1 protein-coding gene and 1 pseudogene are annotated in these 1,109 nt (G+C 59.0%); one reads left to right on the top strand and one right to left on the bottom strand.

The window, feature by feature from the left end; genetic code table 11:
- A pseudogene (locus tag JF66_RS19565) lies at positions 1 to 303 on the bottom strand (type I restriction enzyme HsdR N-terminal domain-containing protein); the annotation flags it as partial.
- 475 nt (positions 304 to 778) lie between these two features.
- Here JF66_RS19565 and JF66_RS19570 point away from each other — a divergent pair.
- A partial coding sequence (locus JF66_RS19570; RefSeq protein ID WP_035880559.1) for a hypothetical protein occupies positions 779 to 1,109 on the top strand: 331 nt, incomplete at its 3' end.

Below are 1,109 nucleotides of genomic sequence, written 5' to 3' on the forward strand. Positions count from 1 at the left end.
AAAATAGCGGAAGAGCTGCGAGGCATGCTCGAGTTTCAGGGCCTCCTTGGATTTCTTGCACTCGATGAGGATCTGCACTTCGCCGTCGCGCATGATGGCGTAGTCGATTTTCTCGCCCTTCTTCAGACCCACATCGGCGTTGAATTCAGGAACGACCTCGAGTGGATTGAATACGTCGTAACCCAGAATTGTCGAGATGAACGGCATGATGAAGGCGTTCTTCGTGGCTTCCTCGGTCTGAATCGCCCCTCGTTGATTGCGAACCTTCAGCGCCAAAGCTGCCAGCAGTTCAGAAAATTCCATACTTCCCCCAGAGAACGATCACTTCTATAAGCCACATTAGCTGTAGATCCCATTTTGTATCGCGACAGAAAGAGGACACCACCATGCTTGAACAGGCGGGGCAGGCGTAGTAGCAGTGGCTCAGAAGGAGCGTTGAAGCCTGGCGGGTTGGGACAGGGCCCGACTCGCTCTGGCTTGTCGGGCCCCCGCGAAAACCGTCGCCTGAGAGCGATCAGGGCCGAGGTGCCGGTCATGCCCCAGTGCGTGCACACTATGGATCAGCGTAGGCCCGGCAATATGGTCCAACAGCTCCAGCCGGAGTGGATGTCAGTTGCGGGAGCGCTGAGGCGCCTTCGTCATGGTCCTGCGTTTCTGCGCTCAGCTGCAGTGAGTGTTCTTCTCCGCAGGTGAGAATCTTTGCCAGTTGTGCACAGAAATACCCGGTCAGGGCTGTTTAGGTCGCTTCAGTGTCGGTGGTGGCTGGGAAAATTATGCCATGACCACTTCAACGGACCTCCTGATCGAGAGCACGGCGGAACTCGCCGAGACGTACTCTCGAGCTCTGGGTGGCGGGGTGTGTTCAGAGGGCGGGCCGAGTGCGGGGTTGGAGCTTCAGCGGATGACCGATGCGGGTTTGTTGGCTGTGGCGGATGCCGTGTTTGCGAGTGGACGGCGGTTGGACGCGCTGAAGGCGCAGGTGGCCGGTCAGCTGCAGGACCGGTTCGAGCATGATTCGGGGCCGCACAGCATCTCGGCACGAACCGGCAACAGGAATGCCGCGGCAGCCCTGACGGATATCGGGCATATCTCCATGGCGGAGGCCGGGC

The organism is Cryobacterium sp. MLB-32, from assembly GCF_000738085.1.
Classification (GTDB): domain Bacteria; phylum Actinomycetota; class Actinomycetes; order Actinomycetales; family Microbacteriaceae; genus Cryobacterium.